This is a genomic window from Wolbachia endosymbiont of Cruorifilaria tuberocauda (genome assembly GCF_013365475.1).
GTDB lineage: Bacteria > Pseudomonadota > Alphaproteobacteria > Rickettsiales > Anaplasmataceae > Wolbachia.
Genome location: NZ_CP046579.1, coordinates 289,459 through 310,337, shown reverse-complemented (window position 1 = coordinate 310,337; position 20,879 = coordinate 289,459). Strand labels below are relative to the sequence as shown.

Here is a 20,879-nt window from a genome sequence, read left to right as displayed (position 1 = left end):
CACATGAATTAAAAGTATTGACCTGTAGCATAAGAATTAAATAGCTATAAAAGCAACAAGATAACCTAAAAGTCTCATTTATCTTTCAGCAACACTACTTGATGGATAAATATTCTGTAGCAGTTCGACAAAATGACATCGATGTTTTTATCGCACTGATTTTGTTCTACTGGTACTTTAATTCTCATATTAATATATTCTCTGAAAGTCTCTGTCTCTTCTAGAAACCCTTCCCTTTGGGGACACTTAGCTCTTGTATAGCAACCACTTGTTAATTTTCATTGTAAGTTTTTAATAAGGTATATATTCTTAGATAAGCTATTAACTATAAAATATATCTTTAAGCTTTATTATCAACAAATAAAGTAGCATAGGAGCTTCTGTTTTTAGCATTATTAACTTCTTAAGCCCAAATGGATATGTTAAAGGAACAAAATAAAATATTTACAAATCTAAATGGTAAAGAAACTCCACTTCTTGAAAGTGCAAAAAAGCTTGGCAGTTGGCAAAAAACAAAAGAGTTATTAGATTTAGGGTCTGAGAAGATCATCAATGAGGTAAAAAAGTCTGGCTTAAGAGGTAGAGGAGGTGCAGGATTTCCAACAGGTCTTAAGTGGAGCTTTATGCCTAGAAATCCCTCAAAAGGGCAACCTGTGTATTTAGTAGTCAACGCAGATGAATCAGAACCAGGCACATGCAAAGATAGAGATATATTGAGGTATGAGCCACATAAATTACTTGAAGGGATTCTCTTAGCTAGCAAAGCAATCAACGCATCAACTGCATATATTTATATCAGAGGTGAATTTTACAACGAGTACCTAATTTTAAAAAAAGCACTTAAGGAAGCTTACCAAGAAGGCTTAATTGGGAAAAATGCTTGTAACTCAGGTCATAACCTTGACATATTTATTCATAGAGGAGCAGGAGCCTACGTATGTGGAGAAGAAACAGCTCAACTTGAATCAATTGAAGGGAAAAAGGGCTTCCCTCGCATGAAGCCACCATTTCCTGCAGATGTTGGACTTTTTGGCTGCCCAACTACAATAAATAACGTTGAAACCATAGCTATGGTTCCAGATATTTTGCGTCGCGGAGGATGGTGGTTTGCATCTCTTGGGAAACCAAACAATACTGGTACTAAGATTTTTAGCATTTCAGGACACGTAAATAATCCATGTAACGTTGAAGAGGAGCTAGGAATTCCACTACGTGAATTAATTGAAAGATATGCAGGTGGAGTGCAAGGGGGCTGGGATAATTTGCTTGCTGTAATACCAGGTGGATCTTCAGTTCCATTAATTCCAAAATCTATATGTGACACCATTGAAATGGATTTTGATTCATTAAGAGCTGTACAGTCAGGACTTGGTACTGGAGCTATAATAGTAATGAATAAATCAACTGATATAATAGCTGCAATAGAGAGGTTGTCACACTTCTATATGCATGAATCATGCGGACAATGTACACCATGTCGTGAAGGTACTGGATGGGTATGGAGAATCATGAAAAGAATGGTAATAGGACAAATTAATCTCGATGAAATAGATAAGTTACTCAATCTTACAACTCAAATAGAAGGACATACAATCTGTGCACTTGGTGACGCTGCAGCTTGGCCAGTTCAAGGATTAATAAGACACTTTCGTGACTTAATTGAAAAAAGGTCTCGATCTAGCAGAAACTTTATGAGAAAATCGAAACCAAAGGAAAAATTAGGTATAAAGATTACTTGATAAATTTTACTATACTACTTTTTCTAACCAAAGGCATTCAACTATCCATTAGTAATTTGGATAGCAAAAGTGTGCACAGAAAATGTCTCATATTCAATCTCTTTTATGTACATCTTATGTCTTTACTAAATTCCGTCCAGAAGCTTTATGATGAAAGTGTACTTATAGGTTATTTGAAGACAATATAAAAGAAAATGCAAACTGATGAGCATGTAGCTACCTACTATAGAGCTATTTTAACACCTTTTCTCAATCTATAAGTTTCATAAATAAAAATCAATTCATAATACTTAATGCAGAGTGAGCCTTTATTACACATTCACTTGGCTGAAAGTAAGCCTTCTAGGCATAAGGTTAAACTGCTTTGGATAATACTTCTTTGACAAACTTAAAACCCAAATATTTATGAAACTATGAAAGGTACTAAAATTACACCTTTTTTCCCTCAAACTCACATAGGTCATGAATTATGCACGCCCTACACAATGGTTTTTGTGCTCTGCAAGTATATCTACCATGCAAAACTAGCCAGCGATGAGCATAAAATAGATATTTCCTTGGAATTAAATCCAAAAGAGATTGCTCCGTTTTGAACGCATCTTTTTCTTTTACAAGTCCAATTCTATTGCTCACCCTAAAAACGTGGGTGTCAACTGCCAATGTTGGAATGCCAAGCACGGAATTTAAGAATACATTAGCACTCTTCCTTCCTACTCCTGGTAAAGAAAGCAAGTCTTCAAAATTTGTAGGAACTTTACTATTGTACTGCTCAACTAATATTTTGCTGAGCTTAACTATATTTTTTGTTTTAGAATTACATAAACCGATGCTATTTATGCGCTTCCTTAGCTCATTTTGCCCGAGGATTAGCATCCTCTCCGGTGTATCAGCAATACTAAATAGCTCTTTTGTAATTCTATTAACACTCACATCAGTTGCTCTAGCTGATAAAATCAGCGCAGTTAGCAATGTAAAATGATTGGTATAGTTTAATTCTATTTTTGGTGTAGGATTCGATTGACTGAACTTTTCGAACACTAATTCTATTTTCTTTAAGTCCATTTATAGAGCTAAAAGCTTATATTACACTGTTTATCATGTAAATCAAATCACTTGAGGCTTGTACTATTGCTTAGTGTTATCGTTGAATAAACAAGTTTGCTCATAGAAGTCACTTTCAGTTGATTACTAGTCGCATCTACAAAATATTTTCTAACAACAGGCATTACAGCTTTAAGAATTGAACTAATTTCATAGATTAGCTCCATTTTGGATTCTATTTCCTAAATCTTCAGCAAAACTTTTTCATATTTTTTAACATATATTTCTCAACTTTTTTAGAAACAACAAGCTAGAACTCCAACTAATATTATTAATACAAATAGAGAAAACATACTTACACCTAGAGTAGCCTTTCAGTAATAAGATTTACTAAGAAGTAAATAGAAAAAGCACTGAAACAGGTAAAATTTCTCTGTATAGCTAAATATTTTTCTGAGCCTTTCCAGGCAAGAAGTCCACTTTTTAAAATACAGACATTAATTTATTGTAATCTCCTGATTATTTCCCTTTTAGGGATGCTCAATTTTTAAATAATTTCCCACTAGAACCAATATGATGCAAAATATCAATCATTTTCAGCATTAATGCTTATCTTAACAAAGGGACAAAAGCCCCTTTTCTTTAACTCTTGGTGAGCTTTATAAATTTGGTCAAACATATTCCTGCTTACACTCATAAAAACAATTTACAAAAACAATTTCACATATTACTTCTTCAAGAATTAACTAAAAATAGTAAACCTTACTTATATCTAACAAACTTTTATTCTCAATACATTAAAAACACTGCCATCTAAATATTGTCTAGTTGTTGAAAATGCTAATATACTACACTACATACAAATAATATGTACCTAATACAGGCATAAAGTGATTGACAATTAACTAAACAAAAAAACCTTCTTCCCCATCATATAAATATAATTTATCTATTCTTACTACATCAAAGCTGTTTTCTTCAAGTTTGATTAGCAAGTTATTTGGTCGCTTAAAGATTTTGAGCCTCCTGGCCAAATTGCAAGCCCTTTTGAGTATATTGCTATAATTTTCGGATTGCCTAATGCAAATAACCTCACCAGACGATCAAGACCTTCTGATCTATTCCAGGCAATTGTTATATCACTACCAACCAACTCCCTAACCTTGTAGTCCTTTCTATAATCATCACACGCCTCACTCACTTTACTACTATCTTTGCTGAATCATTGATGAGAAATCCACGCAAAGTTTTAGGATTTTTTCCAAAATTATTCACAACAGCTTCTGCAAATTCCCTTGTACTAACTTTCTGTTTGCTCTTTCCTTCCTTATAAAAATCAGCAGTATGTATGCCATCTTCCAGAGTTTTTAGCCACGCATTGTAAATTAACTTTGCAGCACTTACTTGACCTATGTAAATCAGCATATGGACTGCAGCATTTAAAAGACCGGAAGGATTAGCCATGTTCTTTCCTGCAATATCAGGAGCAGAACCATGAACTGTTTCAAACATTGCATATTCACTATCAACATTACTACTTCCAGCTAATCCCACAGAACCAGAAATTTGTGCCATTATATCTGATAATATATCACCATACAAGTTTCCGGCTACTATAACGTCAAAATTTTCAGGCTCTGTGGCAACACGTGCTATTCCAATATCGACTTATAATGTTCTGATTTTATAAGACTGTAATCTTTTGCAATTCTGTTAAATACTGAGTGGAAAGTACCATCTGTCATTTTCATTATGACATCTTTAGTTAAACAAGTTACTTTCTTTCTATTATGCTTTTTCGCATATTCAAAAGCATATCTGCATATCTTCTCTAAGTTGGACTTAGTAATAATCTTAGCGCATTGGTAAGAGTCACCAGTAAGCCTATACTCTATCTCTGTGTAAATGTCTTCCTCATTCTCACATATTATAATGATATCAAATTTGTTGAACCTACTTTCTATAATAGGATGATACGAAATATATGGCCTGATGTTTGCATATAGTCCAAGATTTTTTCTAAGCGTAACATTTAAACTTTTATGTCCCTTCACCCTGAGGAGCTGTTGTCGGAGACTTAAGCAATATCTTTGTCCTTTTAATAGACTTCCATCCACTTGGAGAAATCCCGTGAGACCATCTCTTATAGTAAAGAAGCTTTCCTATTTCAATAATATCCACTGAAATTTTTGCCCCCTGCCCTTGCACAATACTGATAGTACCATCTCCATAATTTCTGGTCCGATACCATCACCATACGCAACCGTGATTGGTGTTGACATAACTTTTCTTATTAGAAAATGACTGTCTATATTAATCCAAATAACAGAGTAAGACAAGAGATCAATACCATCAAACTAACATACTTATGCCTATTCAATAACATATATACTATATAACTAGCTTATAAAGGTAAATCAATAGTACTAAAGAAGATATCAAAGTGATTTATACAGAGTATACAAAGGTACTGTAAGATTACTTAGTTTTTATGTTCCTTTTCTTCCTTACTTGGCAAATCCACTTGCATATTTGTGAAAAGATCTTCACTAGAAAGCTAAATAACTAGCAACAAAATGCTATCTACAACTCGCATAGTGAATACAAAATATAACGTTAATATTAACAAAACTTGATAAGCAAATCGAACTATTGTGTAATACGACACACCAAAAACAATTATATGATGTTCTATAAGGGAAATATTGAAGTATTTGTTCCAAGACTTATCTAAAACCATTATTGGTTAGTCACTTCTATATCTTTATAATCTAGCTCATTTTGCTTTTGTTTACGTTATTAACCAATGCAAACAAATGTTCTATAGCAAATTTTGAAACATGGTAGCAATAGATTGTGAATTCATTAATATTTTTATATGCTATAAAAATAGCAACTCTAATAATATCCTTTTCACTAGATGAGATAGCTAAATTAGTACTTATGGACTTACGGTATATAGTACATGTATTTCAAAAAAGAGCAAAGTTCACTACTAGTTATGTACTTGACAGCACAAATTTTGATAACTCTATAGCCATATTTATCTATTAGTCTATGTATGATTTATTGATACTTTTTCGTTACCTACTGATGGAGACATGAAGATGTAAAGTCTTTTGATAACATCAATAAGTATATGAAAGCCAACTAGAATACAAGGACCTACTAAAGCTTCTGGAAGAATATACCATAGAAATCTTTTATATACTAGAGAACTTGCTAATGATATGCGATAATATACATTATAACATAACATTGATCTAGCATTAAATGAAATATGAAAGTTGTATAACATACAAAAACTGTACTCTTCTGCTGGAATTTAGGCCTAATTTACTTCCCTTAGCCAGCACAATGTTTCATATATGTAATCTAACTGTTACTCTAGATAAGATTTCAGATTTCAAGATATTATAAATTCTATTCCCTGATCAAGTAGAGTATCCTTTAAAATAAAAGGCAAAAAGTGATATGACAAGCATATTTCTGATGAGAAATAGATTTTCTAGAAAAGAAAGAATTCATTTTACAATAATACTACAATACAGAAAATGTGCAGCATAGCAAGAACTAACATATATTGGAACTGTGGTAATAGAAAGCACAAAAACTTACTATATGGATACAGTAGAGTATAAAATAAAAAAATACTAATCAATTCATTAAAGTAAAAATTTATATACGCTAAAGTTAATCTTGGTATAGGATTGGATGGCAAAAAATAAATAAATATAAATCAGAAATTAATGTAATAACAGCTATGGAATAACACTAAAAAATATTAGTGTGAGATGATAAAACATAAATACGAAATAGGATGTAATCATGACAATAAGGTAGAATAATCGAGAGTAGAGACTAAATCATTACTTTAAAAGTAAACTTAGTTTCTATCAAATATAGAATAGTAGGAAATTATTAATGTATCATTTTAGTTGTATAACTTGCAAGAGTATTAAAAATAAGACAAATAATTTCTTATAAAATGAAATTTAAATGGAATCCAAAAGATATAATGTGGTACAGAACAAAAGACATTTACAAATGAAATACTTCTCAGTATGTGAATGAACCTTGCATTTTATACATCTAATTTGTATTCTAAATAAAGGGAGCGGGGCATAGCGCAGCCTGGTAGCGCATTTGGTTTGGGACCAAAGGGTCGGGAGTTCAAATCTCTCTGCCCCGACTTTTACATTAATTTTAATGCGTTTTAAAAATTTGCTGGCAACTTACCTTAATCAATTAAGTCTTATGCCTCTCATTAATATATCTATCGTATCCATGACTTACAATTACCTACTGCTAATGTCTAGACTATTAGTTACATTCTTATAAACAATTTTACAAGATGCTAGCTACTATATAATATAATCAAAGTTCTCTCAATATTCACTATGATTAGAGCTGTACAAATTAAAAAAACCGGAGGAATAGAAGTACTAGAGTTTGTTAATAAAAATATAAGTGAGCCAAAAAGCGAAGAGGTTTTGGTACGTCATACAGCTATAGGTTTAAATCGTTACGATCTTGAGCATAGAAAAGGCATTCGTGAAATTAAAAATTTTCCTTCAGTACTTGGAGTAGAGGCAGTTGGTGTTGTTGAAAAGCTTGGTAATGAAACAAGCAACTATCTAAAGATTGGGGATAGGGTTGGATATTGCACAGCTCCACCTGGGGCATATTGTGAGAGGCGTATCATACACCAGAAATACTTGGTAAAGATTCCAGACGAAATATCGGATGAAATTGCAGCAGCAGTACTATTCAAAGGCATGGCAGCTCACTATTTAGTCAACCAATCTTATAAAATAAAGCCTGGTGCTGTTGTTCTTGTACATGGAGCTAGTGGAGGATTAGGACAGATAATATGTCAATGGGCAAGTAACAAAAAAGGAGTAGTGATAGGTTCCGTAAGTTCTGATGAAAAAATAAAGATAGCTTTACAAAATGGCTGCAGGTACGCAATAAATTACCACGACAATAACTTTATTCCTAAGGTCATGGAGATTACACAAAGTAAAGGAGTAGGTGCAGTATATGATCCTATAGGCTATACTACAAGGAAACTTTCTTTCAATTCTCTAGGAGAATTTGGCATATATGTCTCCTATGGAGAGATATCAGGTAGTGCTTCTATTAGCTTCTCTTTGCTTAGTTCACGTTCACTATTTGCTACAGGAACATCAATATATCATTATAAGCATAACAGATTCACACTAGTACTTACTGCAGTAGAAATCTTTGAGATGATCAAAAAAAAGACTTTGAATGTAAGGATTAATAAAAAGTATAAATTCGATGAGATAATAAAAGCTCACCTTGATATGGAAAATAGAAAAACAGCTGGGTTAAATATCATAAAAGCCCCTTAAGGGAGTTAAGGCTTACATTTTAGCAGTAGTCAATGCTATTCTTAATTATCTCAACATTCTCATTCGGTAGTTCTTTGATGAATCTCGAAGTATACATTGATTGCCATTGATTATTCATTTCTCTTCTGCTTACACATGAAATAATTAATCTCTCTTTTGCTCTGGTTATTCCAACATATGCGAGCCTTCTTTCTTCCTCTAAAGCTCTACCACTTTTATCTTCAAAAGATTTTTGGTGTGGGAATAATCCTTCTTCCCAACCAGGTAAAAATACACATGGAAATTCAAGTCCTTTAGCTGCATGAAGAGTCATAATGTATACATTATCTCCACTACCCATGTTATCCACATCCATCACTAAGCTTATATGTTCCAAAAAAGCTGTAACATTATCGAAATTTTTCAGAGATGAAATAAGCTCTTTAATGTTTTCTATCCGAGCTATACCTGTCATCTCCTCTACATTTTCAAGCATTTTTATGTATCCTGATTGATTTATCAGAATTTCAACAAATTTATGTAATGGTTTTACATTTGCTATCTCTTTCCAAATATCAATCTTATTTAGAAAATCATTGAGTGATAGCTTAATTCTCCCAGTGATCTGATTGTCTTTAACCAAGGCTTTTGCCGCTTCAAAAAAAGAAGTCTTATTATCTTGAGCAATCATATATATCTTTTTTAGAGTCATATTCCCTATGTTTCTCTTTGGAAGATTCACAACCTTTTCAAAAGCTAAGTCATCATTGTTGTTTATAACAAGCCTTAGATATGCAATTATGTCTCTAACTTCCTTCCGCTCATAGAATTTTACACCGCTTATAATCTTATATGGAATTGAATATTTCATAAAATACTCTTCCAAAATTCTAGTTTGAAAAGTAGCTCTTACCAGTACGGCAACTTCATTAAATCTATACTTACCAAGATTTAATATCCATTTACTTATGAACTTTGCTTCAGCTTTGCTATCCCATAATTTTACTAGATTTACCTTTTCTCCATCAGAATTTGTTGTCCATAACTTTTTTTCTAAGCGTGTTTTATTATGATTAATAACATATAATGCAGTCGCGAGTATGTGATATGTCGATCTATAGTTATACTCCAACTTAACGGTTTTTGTATTTTTAAAATCATCAGAAAATTTCAGAATATTTTCAATTTCTGCACCGCGCCAACTGTATATTGATTGATCATCATCCCCTACACAGCAAATATTTGAATGTCCTCTTGCTAAATACCTTAGCCAAAGATATTGTATTGCATTTGTGTCTTGGTACTCATCTACCATAATGTACTTGAACTTGTTTTGGTAGTATGATAAGGTTTTAGCCTTTTGCTTAAAAAGCTGTATATTATATAATAGTAAATCACCAAAATCAAGAGAATTAAGGTACCTTAACCTTTCTTGGTACTGGTAATAGATTTTAAGTGCAGTCACATATAAAGACCTAAATGATTGAATGCTCTCTACCTCATGTGGGAATAAACATTTCTCTTTCCACTTCTGGATAATACTCATAACAGTCTTACACTTTCCTAATGAGTAATCAGAGTTTACTTCATTAATAATATTTTTTATTACCTGTAATTGTTCATCCATACTAATGATGGTAAAATTGGAACTGAAACCTACGACTTCAGCATGACAGCGTAAGATTTTCGCTGCAATTGCATGGAAGGTACCAAGCCATGGTATGCTTACACCTGTGAGTTCAAAAACTCTCGATAACATTTCATTTGCAGCTTTATTAGTAAATGTAACTGCTAATATTCCATCAGGACTAGCATAGCCATTTCTAACTATATGTGCTATCCTTGAAGTAAGGGTTTTCGTTTTCCCAGTTCCAGCACCAGCCAATATTAAAATTGGTCCGTTTACATTAGATACAGCTAATTGCTGCTCTTGATTTAGCAGTGAAAAATAACTATCCATTGTGCTATAGATTATCACTTGTAAGGTTAAACATATCTAAAATATTGAAAAGGTCATATTAAATATGATGATAAAAATATATACTTAAAGTAAAGCATAATGAAAGACCAAATCCTAGCGATTCTATTCTGCAGTATTGAGCATTTGTTGAGCTATAGCAACTTAATTTGACCAAAATCATGCTTATTGATAGATAAAGCAGAATTCTTTATAGCTCGTGCGTATCGCACTTGCACTTGCATTTCTGTTTTCTAATCTAACTCCAACAGAAAGTTTTGAGACAAGGGAGCTAATATAACATCATAATAAGCTTTTTTACCCAAAGCTAGCCAATATGTTACTAAACTAAACTGTCATATGCTTTCCACATTCATGACATTGTTCCCAAAATTTGGCTAGTTTTATATGTTATATCTTTTTATAATCTAAATTATCTTAATAAGCTAAGACACTATTTTATTATGGGGAGCCCTTGCCTAGAAAATAAAAACTACTGAAAACATTAAACGATAGCACCATTGCATGGTGGGATTGGTAGGGCTCGAACCTACGACCAATTCGTTATGAGCGAACTGCTCTAACCAATTGAGCTACAATCCCCACTTATTTGCATATACATAAAAACAAATTTGTCTGTCAGCTTATCTTGTTATTAACCCAACTTGATAAATCATTTATTATACCAACCTTACGCGCAATTTCTTTACCGTCCTGAAATATAATTAAAGTAGGTATAGATTGAATCCCGTACTTACTTGGCACATCAGTCTCTCCATCTACATTGAATTTGCAAACCTTAACCTTACCTTTTTTATCTCGAGCTAATTGCTCAATATATGGCATTAAACTTTTACACGGTCTACACCATTCTGCCCAAAAATCTACTAACACAAACCCTTTACAGCTAATAACTTCAGAATTAAAGCTTTGATCATCTACTGATGTAATATCTTCACTCATAAAACACCTAACTCAACTCATACAGTATAGCATAATTATCAGTAAATAATCAATTAAATTACTGCCAAATAGCTAAAATTATTATAAAACATATAGGCAAAAATTCCATCACATCTGGTGATTAAAAATATCAACGTTTCCCCAACCCATTAAATCTAGTTTGACACGAGTAGAAAGAAATTCAAAGCACTTTTTTGCTAATTCTTTCCTATTTTCACGTTCTAGCATCGAATCTAGCTTTTCTTTTATTTTATGAAGGTATAAAACATCAGATGCAGCGTAACTTTTTTGCTTATCTGTCAAATTTTTACTTCCCCAATCAGAAGATTGATACTGCTTGTTCAATTTTATATCAAGTAGTTCTAGGCATAACTCCTTTAAACTATGATTGTCTGTATAGGTACGAACTAAACGCGAAGCTATTTTTGTGCAATAGCATGGGAGGGCCCAGGTTTTCAAATAATAATGTATTATACTAATATCAAACCTTGCAAAGTGAAATATTTTAGTTATATTGTCATTACTCAATAATTTTTTTAAATTTGGAGCAGCATAACTGTTTCTGAACTGGATTAAGTGAGCATTCCCATCATTAAAGGAAAGCTGCACAAGGCATAATCTATCCCTGTTATGAAGCAAACCCATTGCCTCCGTATCAATAGCTATAGATCTTACATTATCCTGTATTAAACCATCCGGTAAATCATCTTCGTATACAAATATACCCATAAGATTTTGCGAAACGAAATATCAAAAGACTAATAATAATTGAAAGTTACTTTTAAGTACACAAATATATAAATACAGTTCCTTAAATTTTGGACATGCATATGGTTTACAAATTATTGTATATACCTATAATTTAAGAATTAGTTAACCTGCGGAAGTAGTTCAGTTGGCAGAACGCAACCTTGCCAAGGTTGAAGTCGAGGGTTCGAATCCCTTCTCCCGCTCTCCACTTTTAAAGTTTCTTAGTCAAAAATTCATTTATTTCTCTCACTCCCACCCCAGGCTTGGACATAATCTATGCAGGTTAATAATGAAAAAAGCTATAGCATTTATCATCCTATATTTAGACTTTTATCTACATAACCTTAAACTCATAAAAGATTATTAATTTTATTACCTATAAAGCAAAAACCTACTCATGAGGCAGTAAAAAAGTTAAGTAGGTCAGGAAGTATTTGGACATTAGCTATCAGAGTCTCTCACCTCTCTTTTCAGTAAGTTTCTAAAATATACAGCTAAAATTCTGTCTTATATTGCCTATTAAAAGGCACAAATAATAAACTGTAGTCTAACACATAACACGAATAAGCTTTCAATTAATCAATAACAGCTAACGCTTTTTCCGAAATGTCAATTTTTTCTATATTTGTCACTTTATCATCCTGACCAAATGAAATCTGCAGAGATTTACTGCTATACTTTCTGTTCCCAAGAAAATTAGATTGTTTAATTTTATATGAGATATAATACCAAATATTCTCGTCAAATTGAGACGTCAATGTTGGTGCTCCTAAAATATGAACTACTTTTTCTTTATTATCACCTATTTTTACCTTGCTCCACAATTCAGGACTAACGCCTGAAGCTCCATGATTATGAATAGTATGTGTACAGCTTATTAAAAATAACAGAACCAAGTATATTAATACTCTCATCCCTTTGATAGACAGGCAAATTATAATACACTAGTAAACTAGCTATAGTCAAATTTTATAAAAGTGAAATTGACTAATTTTGATATTACTCAATATAATATTAACTTTAGGAAATAACTAGGTATCATATGTCGTTGCTAGAATCAGACCCAATATATAAGCCTTTTAATTATCCATGGGCGTACGATGCGTGGCTACAGCAACAAAGAATACATTGGCTTCCAGAAGAAGTTTCACTTGCTGATGATATAAAGGATTGGAAAACAAAGCTTTCTAATATAGAAAAAAACTTGTTAACTCAGATTTTCAGATTCTTTACTCAAGCAGATATTGAAGTAAATAATTGCTACATGAGGCATTATACGAATATATTCAAGCCAACAGAAATATGTATGATGCTTGCAAGCTTTTCTAATATGGAGACTATACATATTGCAGCTTATTCATATCTCCTAGATACAATTGGTATGCCAGAAAGTGAATACCAAGCATTTCTAAAATATGAAGCCACAAGGAAGAAATATGAATATATGCTAGAATTTGAAGAGAGCAAAAAACACGATAAAAAACATGTGGCTAAAACTCTAGCAGTATTTGGCGCATTTACCGAAGGATTGCAGTTATTTGCATCATTTGCAATTTTGCTCAATTTTCAACGTTTCGGGAAAATGAAAGGCATGGGACAAATAATTGCTTGGTCAGCGCGTGATGAAACTTTGCATACCAATTCGATAATCAATCTATTTAATACGTTTATTAAAGAGAATAATGAAATTTGGAATGAGGAATTCAGAAAGGAACTGTATCTTGCATGTCGTACAATTGTTGAACTTGAAGACGAATTTATAAAGCTTGCTTTTAACTTAGGAGATGTTGAAGGATTATCTGCAAAAGAAGTAAGCAATTATATACGCTATATAGCAAACAGGAGACTAACACAATTAGGACTAAAACTCATATACGATATTAATGCCAATCCCCTTCCATGGCTTGATGAAATACTAAACGGAGTAGAACATACAAACTTCTTTGAAAACAGAGTAACAGAATATAGCCGTGCAGCAACTAAAGGCACATGGGAGGAGGTTTTTGCTGAAGCTGAAAATAATGCTAACGACAAAGAAGCCAATTAGCCTCTTGAATTATCTATTGTTATCCAAGTGGTTCTAGTTTATATCTGAAATTGATGAAACAAACTTTGAATGACTAGCTTTATGAAAGCGAATTAATTTACAATATATCTAAGCATATGAAACACTCATGCAAACTTAGAATACAAAGTAAATCTAAAAAGTTATAAATCGGAGCAGGTGTTTCTTTGAATCATAAATAAAAGGAGCCATAGCAAATATTTCAATAAGTATTTTTGGGTTTTGAATTAATTCTTTACTAAGAGAACAGAGTATACTTACCTACTGCATTTTTAATACCATTAATTTTGTATTTCTTATCACAACTTCCTTTATCTACTCTAAATTATAGATCATGGTACGATTAAAAGACATCATGTACATGAGTTATTATCACTAAGTATGGCAATTGGATGACCTCACTGTGTAGATGTTACTTCAGTCAACTAATAAATTGAATTCACCACTATATTAATCACAATGAACCATTTCTTGCAATAATTTATAGTACATTACTTCTAATTATAGAAGCTTACTGCAACTAATATTACCTAATAGGTGAAAACATATCTAATGAATTAATGAAAATTACCAAAGGAGGTCAATTTAAGACTCAGGCAAGTAACACAGAGTACCTCTACTGGATGGCAAGAGTTAGGTAAAGTAAATTTGATAATATCAGAAGCAACCTACAGAACGTTAATTTACCAGAGTAATTGCACCGTGGCAGTGTTTATACTTCTTACCTGAGCTACAAGGACATTTATCATTTCTTGAAACCTTAGGAAAAGTATTTCTTTTAGTGGAATGTAAGTTGTCTATCTCTTTGTCATTTGCTAACTTAAAGTGCGCTAAGCGGTAAATAGTAAGCTCTTTCCACTTCTCAAGCAGTGACTCAAACATCAAAAAAGCTTCACGCTTAAATTCATTCAGTGGGTCCTTTTGCCCCATGGCGCGTAAATTTACACTTTGCCTTAAGCTCTCTAAAATTGAAAGATGTTCCCTCCATAAATGATCAAGTGTCATAATCATTACCTGCTTTACTACCTTATTCCATAAGTCTGTAGTGTTGTGACTATTAAAGTACTTTTCTTTCTCATCAAAGAGCTCCTGTATCTTACCATTTATATAATCCAATGCTTCTTGTTTATTCAAAAATTCCTCCAGGGTATCTTTACTAAGTGTTATCCTATACCTTGTATAGAATTCTTTGATAATATCCTCAACATAATCTTCATAATAACCGCTTTGTACTATACTTTCTACCACTTCCTCATTTACTTCACTATACACTTCAAATAGATCATTAACATCATTACCTATAATATGATTCCTCTTCTCAAAAATAACTTTGCGTTGGCTATTAATTACATCATCAAACTTAAGTAGAGACCTTCGCACATCATAATTTCGCGCCTCAACTTTCTTTTGTGCTTTCTCAAGTGCCCTATTGAGCCATGGATGATGAATAGCTTCATTATTTTTTAGACCTACTCTTTGTAAAAAGCTTCTCATTCTATCAGAACCAAATATTTTCATTAAATCATCTTCAAGCGACAAAAAGAACTTAGAAAGTCCAGGATCACCTTGACGGCCAGAACGTCCACGCAATTGATCATCTATTCTTCTACTTTCATGTCTCTCGGTTCCAATAACACATAAACCACCAGCCTTTATAGCAATTTCCTTATCTTTCTCTACTCTTTGAACTATTTCTTGATATTTTTTTTCTTTCTCATCAGCATTCCTTATCTTTTTTAGTTCAATTTTCGCTATCATTTCAGCATTTCTACCAAGCTGAATGTCAGTTCCACGTCCTGCCATATTGGTTGCTATAGTAATACTACCTGGTGCCCCAGCTTGTGCTATTATGTATGCTTCTTGCTCATGATAACGAGCGTTCAATACTGAATGTTTAAGAGAGTGGCTTCGCAAAAGCGCAGAAAGCTTCTCAGAGTTTTCAATACTTACTGTACCTACAAGAACTGGTTGAAGCCGCTTATGGCATTTCTCTACAAATTTTAACACAGCATCAAATTTTTCTTTTTCTGTGCCATAAATTTCATCGTCAACATCTATCCTCTTTACAGGTAAATTAGTTGGGATCTTCACTACATTTAGCCTGTATATATCACGAAACTCTTCCACTTCCGTTGCTGCCGTTCCAGTCATACCAGAAAGTTTATTGTACATACGGAAGTAATTCTGAAACGTGATTGATGCTAAAGTTTGATTTTCGTGCTGAATCTCAAGATTTTCCTTTGCTTCAAGTGCTTGATGAAGACCATCAGAATATCTTCTACCTTCTATAATACGCCCTGTAAATTCATCAATAATCACTACCTTCCCATCCTTTATTATATAATCTCTATCAGCAGCAAATAGCTTATGTGCACGTAATGCTTGATCTACATAGTGTGTCATTATAATATTATTAGTATCATATAGTGAAGAATTTTCAGGAATGAGATTATATGATCTAAGTAGCTTCTCCACACGTGAAATACCATCTTCAGTAAGAAATACTGCTCTACCCTTTTTATCCACCTCATAATCAGAATTAGCTAATCTATTAACTATTTTGTTTATACGTCTATATATTTGATTATTTTCTTCAACTGGACCAGAAATAATAAGAGGAGTCCGTGCCTCATCGATTAATATGGAGTCTACCTCGTCCACTATTGCATAGTTGAAACCTCTTTGAACCATATCTTCCTGGGAAAATTTCATGTTATCACGCAGGTAATCAAAGGCAAGTTCATTGTTTGTTGAATACACAACATCCGAACTATAAGCTTTCCTCCTCTCTTCATCTGTCAAATCATTCGTGATAGATGCAACAGAGACCCCAAGAAAATTATATAATTTACTCATCCACTCTGCATCACGTTTTGCAAGGTAGTCGTTAACGGTTACAACATGTACTCCTTTGCCTTCCAAAGAATTAAGATACGCAGCTAAAGTTGCAACAAGTGTCTTTCCTTCTCCTGTTTTCATTTCTGATATCATACCGTTATGAAGAACTATTCCACCGATTAGCTGAACATCAAAGTGTCTCATGTTAAGAAATCTGCGAGATGCCTCACGCACAACTGCAAAAGCAGGTATGAGAAGGTCATTTAATGACTTCCCATCTTTTAATTCTTGCTTAAACTTCTCAGTTCTACTAGCAAGTTCCCTATCAGATAGGATACGCATTTCTGGTTCCAGTGCATTTATTTGTTGAACAATCTTCCTAAAAGACTTTGCTATCTTTCTATTCGTCATCTTCCTTACAAAAAGGAGCAACAATACAAAGATGAAAAATGTAGAGATAACTATCAAAATCACAGTAAAATCTGACATAAATTTAAATAACGCATACTTTATATGAAATTATATTAACAAACACAGATCACAGCAATGGCCTATTAGCGTAGAGAATCTTTACTTACATACTAAATTAGTAAAAAAACTCACCACTTGCGGATTATTAGCATATAAAAAGTTATATTACTAGGTATTTCTAATCCTCAACTCCTTGATACTAAATTTCTAGTACAACATGGATATAGAAAATAAATATTCTGAAAGCTTGGCTTTATATAACCTAAATGGAGACGTAGGTAAGAAGTAAAATTATTAGTGCTCTGTACATTCCATTCATAATCTAAGATAAAATTGACTTTTTGTTAGTGTTAAGCCCAGAAGGCCTTTGGAATTTTGGTGATATTTCTTTTGAACATAAAGGTCAAAGAAAAATTAAAAATTTTTAAGCTAAGCACTTTAACATATCACGCCTGAAGATATCACTATTTAAGGATTTATTTATTGATGGTAATAAAAGGCTGCAAAAAGAAGCTTCTTAGATAAAGAGATACTTTTAATTTACCAGAAATTAAGTAAAACCACGAACATAAAAATATTGTTATTATATTTAGTATTCATGCTAACATCAATGCAAATTTCTAAAAAAGAAACAGTGAGTATAGTAAAAAGGCATTGACATAGTTTTTTGTTTTGCTAATTGAAAGTAGAAAAGTGGTGAAAAGAATGTAGGTAGTAAAGTTTCTTATCTAACAAGGAAAGAGACTATTTTAAGGAAGATATGATGTAAAACATTTTTATAGCCTGATAGGCAAAAGAAAATTTAGATGAATCTTATTAATTCTCTATCAAGAATTAGAATTCTTAGCTAGAAGCTCTGCTAGAGATAAAATAAGGAATACCACTTGATATAACAAAGCTACTGCTTGTTATAGACTAAGCAAAACATCTAAATATAGTTAGATTGGTAATGATGTTTAGAGCAAATTGCAAAAATATAAAAAGTAATTTGGCTTGTCAAAAGATAATAACATGTTGTCCAGCAGGTTAATAAAACTAGAATATGAAGCAAATTTTATGATACAGTTGAAACACTCTTAAAGAAGAGCATACTAAGCGGCTAGATAACCTAAATGTGATGTAGTTACTGCTATGCGACAATAGCACAATTATTAAAGATATAACAAACTTACTTTTTATAAAAAAGAATATTATTAACCTCTCGTTATAAATTTGACTGATACAACAGAACATTATAATTGTCATAACTCTAGGACTGGAAATCAAGCAGACATATCTGCAAGATATTAAATATGAAAACAGACCTAATTTAAGTTGATGCGTTAGCGAAGGCATAATATTACTTGCCTTAACTTCAGTAAGAGAAGTGTATAATGAAGGAAAATATGTAAGTATTCTAAACTACTTGAAATTATCTAATAACGGAAGTGAGCTTTGTTATCTAATAAAGCGTTTTCGCTTATTTAAGTGTAGTCTTACCTATGAAGCTCTAATAGTAATCAAGAAAACTGAAAAATTAATATTAAAAAGATTATAGTATGTAATTACTCAATTTGCTTCAGCAAATAACAAGGTAAGTAGGAAATTAGAAGAAATAAACACTACCTTTTCAAGATAAAAGAAATCCTTAATTACATGAGTATAAAATATAAGATTTCGATAAAAACAACAATTGTTATATATTTAGAAAAACTTCTATAGCACATATATGATTAGTTAAAAGTGCAAAAGAAAAAGATAGAAAAGGACTACCTTGAAGGTTCATTATGTGATATAGATTTATGATTTAAGTAACCCTAGTTTCTAGAAAGAAAAAGGAGTTATATAGTAATCCTAACGATGATAAATATCACCAATCATTTCCAAATTTCTATTACACTAAAAAACTTTAATATTAGTTGCTACTTTAGATAATTACTAAAAAGTAAAAGTGTTATTTTAATACACTCCATAACAACTTTTCAGAAGTAGCACACATACATGAACCTTTGGAAGTCATTGAACTATCGGTAAAACCAGATGATATCTAGGCTTTTAACAATGCTGAACTAATAATTCAGATATCATATTTCTAAAATCAATCTATTTGTATCTTCTATGTAATTCTTTATTTTTACAAGGAAAGTTACTGCACCTCTGCCATCAATTATCCTGTGATCATAAGAGAGAGCAATATACATTGTTGGTCTAATTTCAATTGAGTTCTCTATGGCAACCGGTCTGTTCTGTATTGAGTGCATCCCAAGTATTCCAGATTGCGGAGGATTTATTATCGGAGTTGAAAAGAGCGAACCATATACTCCACCATTTGAGATAGTAAATGTTGCACCTTCCATTTCAGACACTTGTAACTTACCTGTATGTGCTTTTTTGCTAAGATCAGCCAAAGTTAGCTCGATTTCCGCAAATGACATTTGATCAGCACTACGAATAACTGGCACAACAAGACCCTTGTCAGTACCAACAGCAACACCTATGTCATAGTAATGTTTATATATGATTTCGTCTCCCGAGATTTCAGCATTAATTTCAGGAATCTCTTTCAGGGCTTGTACTGCTGCTTTTATAAAAAAGGACATGAAACCCAGTCTTATTCTATGCTTCTTTTCAAAAGCTTCTTTATATTTTATTCTAAGATTAACTACATTTTGCATATCAATTTCATTAAAGGTTGTTAGTATTGCAGCAGTATTCTGCGAAGCCTTCAAACGAGCAGCAATCACTTGCCTTATTTTGCTTATTTTTACACGTTCTTCTCTTTTCTCTCCACTCACTGCACTTTTTGACAATTCATATATTGCAGGCCGCTCGATTTTACTCATATGCTTTACATCTGCTTTCGTTATTCTTCCTCCCATTCCAGTTCCTTTGACACTTCCTACACTAATTGCATTCTCTTCCATAATCTTACGAGCTGATGGAGCATCTTTTTTAGCGGTAACTTCACTTTTATCTTCTCTTAACTCCATTACTAAAAGCTTAGCTAGTAATTGGCCTGGATTTATTACATCGTCTTCTTCTACAAAAAGTTCAGCTATTTCCCCTGAAGCTTCTGCAGTTAATTCAAGCACTGCTTTGTCGGTCTCAACTTCAAAAATCAAGTCATCTGCCTTTACTATCTCGCCAATACCCCTCTTTATTTTAACTATACCTTCCATAATCGATTCACCACCAAGAGTCTCTGGCGCTCTGATTTCTATAATTTTACCCATAAAACAACCTTTTTACAATTTGCTATAATCTTATACATAAAAACAAATGCGCAATAAACTAATAAACTTATTTAAGATCAAAAAACCCATCACATCTGCTTTTTACTAGTCCCAATCTCTCGTCAAAACTACCTTTAAAAGGCAAAAGATCAATTAAACTTCTTTATTTTGGAATTGTTAAACATCACAACTAACATTAAACACTAAGTTTTGCAGTGTTTTCTGAATAATAAATAGAATAACATGTTAACCTTCAATTCTGACATACTTCATATCCACAATTCAGACCTAATATTACGAAATTTCTTTGTTCTCTACTTAGAAAGTGCTAACTATGAATAAGATATCTTGCTTATACAAAGCAGCATTATCCTTTAGGGAAAACTTCTGCAATAGGAAGGATACACATAATTATACAACAAATCCTACTTCTTGATACCTCTTATCTCTAACTATACTCTCATCAAATAACACTTATACTAGTAA

At 32.4% G+C, this 20,879-nt stretch carries 10 protein-coding genes, 3 tRNA genes and 1 pseudogene; 5 read left to right on the top strand and 9 right to left on the bottom strand.

What is annotated here, in order from left to right; genetic code table 11:
* The first annotated feature begins 419 nt into the window (after positions 1-419).
* Positions 420-1,739, top strand: a complete 1,320-nt coding sequence (nuoF, locus tag GOY13_RS01135) for an NADH-quinone oxidoreductase subunit NuoF (RefSeq protein ID WP_175814415.1) — start codon at positions 420-422, stop codon at positions 1,737-1,739.
* A 429-nt stretch (positions 1,740-2,168) separates the two neighbouring features.
* Here the strand turns inward: nuoF and nth are convergent, their stop codons facing one another.
* Positions 2,169-2,801: an endonuclease III gene (gene nth / locus GOY13_RS01130; protein ID WP_175814016.1), complete on the bottom strand. Its 633-nt coding sequence runs from the start codon at positions 2,799-2,801 to the stop codon at positions 2,169-2,171.
* 884 nt (positions 2,802-3,685) lie between these two features.
* Positions 3,686-5,062: pseudogene (icd, locus tag GOY13_RS01125) on the bottom strand (isocitrate dehydrogenase).
* A 1,836-nt stretch (positions 5,063-6,898) separates the two neighbouring features.
* Here icd and GOY13_RS01120 point away from each other — a divergent pair.
* A tRNA-Pro gene (locus GOY13_RS01120) sits at positions 6,899-6,972 on the top strand.
* A gap of 208 nt (positions 6,973-7,180) precedes the next feature.
* Positions 7,181-8,158 carry a quinone oxidoreductase family protein gene (locus tag GOY13_RS01115; protein WP_175814015.1) on the top strand — a complete coding sequence of 326 codons (978 nt, stop codon included), beginning with the start codon at positions 7,181-7,183 and terminating at the stop codon, positions 8,156-8,158.
* A 19-nt stretch (positions 8,159-8,177) separates the two neighbouring features.
* Here the strand turns inward: GOY13_RS01115 and GOY13_RS01110 are convergent, their stop codons facing one another.
* The 4 genes from GOY13_RS01110 to GOY13_RS01095 form a co-directional block, all read right to left on the bottom strand.
* On the bottom strand, positions 8,178-10,097 hold the full coding sequence (locus GOY13_RS01110; RefSeq protein ID WP_175814014.1) for an ATP-dependent helicase: 1,920 nt from the start codon (positions 10,095-10,097) through the stop codon (positions 8,178-8,180).
* A 523-nt stretch (positions 10,098-10,620) separates the two neighbouring features.
* Positions 10,621-10,697 (bottom strand) — tRNA-Ile (locus GOY13_RS01105).
* 36 nt (positions 10,698-10,733) lie between these two features.
* Complete coding sequence (gene trxA, locus GOY13_RS01100) at positions 10,734-11,057, bottom strand: thioredoxin (RefSeq protein ID WP_175814013.1); 324 nt, start codon at positions 11,055-11,057, stop codon at positions 10,734-10,736.
* Positions 11,058-11,165: 108 nt separating this feature from the next.
* Positions 11,166-11,786 (bottom strand): ribonuclease D, encoded by a 621-nt coding sequence (locus GOY13_RS01095; protein WP_175814012.1) that lies wholly within the window; start codon positions 11,784-11,786, stop codon positions 11,166-11,168.
* Positions 11,787-11,937: 151 nt separating this feature from the next.
* Between GOY13_RS01095 and GOY13_RS01090 the strand changes: the two genes are divergently transcribed.
* Positions 11,938-12,010 (top strand) — tRNA-Gly (locus tag GOY13_RS01090).
* Between the two features lie 372 nt (positions 12,011-12,382).
* On the opposite strand, the gene GOY13_RS01085 is transcribed toward GOY13_RS01090, so the two are convergent.
* Positions 12,383-12,721: an outer membrane protein assembly factor BamE gene (locus GOY13_RS01085; RefSeq protein WP_175814011.1), complete on the bottom strand. Its 339-nt coding sequence runs from the start codon at positions 12,719-12,721 to the stop codon at positions 12,383-12,385.
* 128 nt (positions 12,722-12,849) lie between these two features.
* Between GOY13_RS01085 and GOY13_RS01080 the strand changes: the two genes are divergently transcribed.
* Positions 12,850-13,854 (top strand): ribonucleotide-diphosphate reductase subunit beta, encoded by a 1,005-nt coding sequence (locus GOY13_RS01080; protein ID WP_175814010.1) that lies wholly within the window; start codon positions 12,850-12,852, stop codon positions 13,852-13,854.
* A gap of 696 nt (positions 13,855-14,550) precedes the next feature.
* On the opposite strand, the gene secA is transcribed toward GOY13_RS01080, so the two are convergent.
* Both secA and odhB read right to left on the bottom strand, forming a co-directional pair.
* A complete protein-coding gene (gene secA / locus GOY13_RS01075; RefSeq protein WP_369800345.1) occupies positions 14,551-17,121 on the bottom strand; it encodes a preprotein translocase subunit SecA in 2,571 nt (856 codons plus the stop codon).
* A 2,123-nt stretch (positions 17,122-19,244) separates the two neighbouring features.
* On the bottom strand, positions 19,245-20,393 hold the full coding sequence (gene odhB, locus GOY13_RS01070) for a 2-oxoglutarate dehydrogenase complex dihydrolipoyllysine-residue succinyltransferase (protein WP_175814009.1): 1,149 nt from the start codon (positions 20,391-20,393) through the stop codon (positions 19,245-19,247).
* Between the last annotated feature and the right edge of the window lie 486 nt (positions 20,394-20,879).